This window comes from Nocardioides sp. CPCC 206348 (assembly GCF_048654705.1).
Classification (GTDB): Bacteria; Actinomycetota; Actinomycetes; order Propionibacteriales; family Nocardioidaceae; genus Nocardioides.
This window is the reverse complement of sequence record NZ_JBMCZA010000192.1, coordinates 2,045-4,370: the sequence shown is the minus strand read 5'-3', so window position 1 is coordinate 4,370 and position 2,326 is coordinate 2,045. Positions and strand designations below refer to the sequence as shown.

Below are 2,326 nucleotides of genomic sequence, written 5' to 3'. Positions count from 1 at the left end.
CTGGTGATCAGCGCCCGGATGTCGCGGGCGAGGTCCTCGGCGATGTGCGGGCGCACCTTCGCGATCGGGAGCATCGTCGCCGGCCCGCGCCGGAACGACTCGCGTCGCACGACCCGCAGCCGGAACGGCGCGGGGTGCGGAGCGCCGACGAGCCGCGACTCCTGGTGGTGGGCGGTCACGTCGTGCACGACGATCCGCGGGTCGCCGAGCTCGGCGCCGCGCAACAGCTGCTGGAACCCGTCGAGCAGGCCGGCATCGCTGCGCCGGTTGATGCCGAGGGTCTGCTGCGTCGTGGCCGTGCCCGCAGCGGTGAGGTAGGTCGTCACGTCGCCCCCGCGGAAGGCGTAGATCGCCTGCTTCGGGTCGCCGATCAGCACCATCGTTGCGTGGCCGGTGAACGCGCGGTCGAACACCTGCCACTGCACCGGGTCGGTGTCCTGGAACTCGTCGACCAGCACGATCTTCCAGCGCGCCCGCATCCGCGCCCGGGCCGGGGAGTCGGGGTGCGCGAGCGCCTCGGCGAGCTGGCTGAGGAGGTCGTCGTACGACAGGACGCCGAGGCGGCGCTTGCGCCGCTCCAGCTCGGCTCGTACGGCGGCCGCGAAGGCCACGCGCCGACCGGCCGGTTGCTCACGGGGCAACCCGGCGGGCTCGAGCTGCGACTGGGGGTCGGCCACCACGGCACGCGCGATGGCCAGCGCCTCGGCGTGGGTGAAGGCAGGCCCTCCACTGCCAGCGCCGTCGGAGGCCTGCGCGAACGCCCGCAGGTAGAGGTCGTCGACCACTTCGACGAGGCGGTCGTCGAGGTTCTCGACCAGGCGGGCGCGGGCATCGGTGTCGCCGGCGACGCCGAGCGAGTCGAGGACGAGCGAGCAGAACTGGTGGATGGTGGCGATCGTGGCGGCGTCGAAGTCGGCCAGCGCCTGCACCACCCGCGTGTGCCGGGTCGTCTTCTGCTCTTCATCACAGTCGAGGATCTGGGCGATCAGCTCGGTCTGCTCGACCCCAGCGGGGAGGTCACCGGCCAGCGCCTGCTCGGCCTCGACCAGCTGGCGGCGCACCTGCTCGCGCAGCTCCTGGCTGGCGGCGCGGCCGAAGGTCACCACGAGCAGCTGCTCGAGCGGGATGCCCTCCTCGGCGACGTAGCGGGTGACCAGCGCGCCGATGGTCCACGTCTTGCCGGTGCCGGCGCTGGCCTCGAGCAGGGTCGTGCCGGTGGGCAGCTCGCCGCGGATGTCGAACGGGTGCATCGGGGCCATCAGAGGACACCGACCTTCTCGGCGCCGGCGAGCAACGGCTCCCACAGCTGCCACGCCCAGGTGGTCAGGCCCGCGTCGACGAGCACGTCGATCGGTGCGTCGGGACCGTAGATCCGGCGGTGCGACGGGTCGTCGTCCTCGCCCTTGATCCCCCAGTCGTTGTAGGGATCGGTCACCCATGAGCGAGCCGCGACCTCGATCGGCTCGATGTCCATGCCGCGCAACGACTTCGCCTGCGCCTCGGCCCAGGCGTTCGACGTCTCGAGCGGCATCGGCAGCGGACGGGTCAGGCCCTGGTCGTGCAGGTCCACGATGCTGATCAGCCATTCGAGGGCGCGGTGGTCGAGCGGCCCCACCAGCGCACGCTGCGGACCCGCCTTGGAACGGGCGATCGCGTGGGCGGTCCAGTTCTCGTCGGGGTAGCTGGCGCTCAGCGCCAACACGTCGAGCCAGGACGACAGGCGTTGCTTCGGCTTCAGCCGCGAGTAGGAGAGCGACACGACCTGGTTGCCGTGGACCTGCGGCACCGTGCCGGTCAGCCGCCGCCCTCCCCCGAGGTCGACGTCGATGTCGAGGCTCCGGGCGGTTCCGGTGCGCACCGGCGCGCTGCGGGTGAACAGGTCCTGGCACTCCTGGACCACCTTGGTCAGCTCGCCGCGCCCGAGCTCGAACGGCGGCAGCGTGCCGCGCAGCTGCTCGGCCACCATCACCGCGGTCGCCGTGGCGCCCGGGTCCTCGGCCGCCAGGACCTCGCGCAGCAGCCGGTCGCCGATCTGCCACAGCTCCAGGCCGTTGAGCGTCACCGGGATCGCATCGGCCACCTGGTCCGGCTCGAACGGCGTCGCCACCTCGAGCCGCCGGCGCAGGAAGTACCGCGCCGGGTGGTGCACGAACGCTCGCAGGTCGGCGAGCGAGACGTCTGCCGCAGCCCGGGCCGGGAGCGCTTCGGGGAGGAACGCCGGCACCACCCCGCGCTCGGCCACCGATGCCCGCGCACCCGCCAGCGACGAACGGTCGAAGCTGAAAGGGCCGTCCGTGGCCAGCGATCCCGGCACATGGTTGCGGAC

Annotated in this window: 1 protein-coding gene and 1 pseudogene; both read right to left on the bottom strand. The window is 72.6% G+C overall.

The genetic code is table 11. From position 1 onward, the window contains the following. A partial coding sequence (locus tag ACOADB_RS16740) for a UvrD-helicase domain-containing protein (protein ID WP_378600884.1) occupies positions 1-1,259 on the bottom strand: 1,259 nt, incomplete at its 3' end. Next, positions 1,259-2,326: pseudogene (locus tag ACOADB_RS16735) on the bottom strand (exodeoxyribonuclease V subunit gamma); the annotation flags it as partial. The pseudogene ACOADB_RS16735 and the gene ACOADB_RS16740, both read right to left, overlap by 1 nt.